Here is a 367-nt window from a genome sequence, read left to right on the forward strand (position 1 = left end):
ACCATGGACCGCCTCCCCGACTCGATTGACATCCGGCATCGAAGCACAATACAATACGATGTATTAGATTGCAATACGAAAACGCAAAGGTTTCGCCGTGACTGTGGGAGTTGTGGAAGAACGACGGGGAGAGATCGCGCTGATCACCCTCAGCAAGCCCGAGATCCTCAACGCCTGGGACACGCCCATGAGGGCGCGCCTGCTCGAAGCATTTCGCAGCGCAGCGTCCGATCCGGAGGTGCGCGCCATCGTCCTGACCGGCACCGGCGAGCGCGCCTTCTGCGCCGGGCAGGATCTGCGCGAGGCCCGGAGCTTCGATGCCGACCGGGCGGAGAGCTGGATCGGGGAATGGGAGACGCTCTACGAC

1 protein-coding gene is annotated in these 367 nt (G+C 62.7%); it reads left to right on the top strand.

From position 1 onward, the window contains the following. Positions 1 to 97: 97 nt before the first annotated feature. The coding region (locus AB4Y92_RS26595) for an enoyl-CoA hydratase/isomerase family protein (RefSeq protein WP_441822348.1) at positions 98 to 367 on the top strand (270 nt) is incomplete at its 3' end.

This window comes from Lysobacter sp. TAB13, assembly GCF_052113885.1.
Lineage (GTDB): Bacteria > Pseudomonadota > Gammaproteobacteria > Xanthomonadales > Xanthomonadaceae > Lysobacter > Lysobacter gummosus.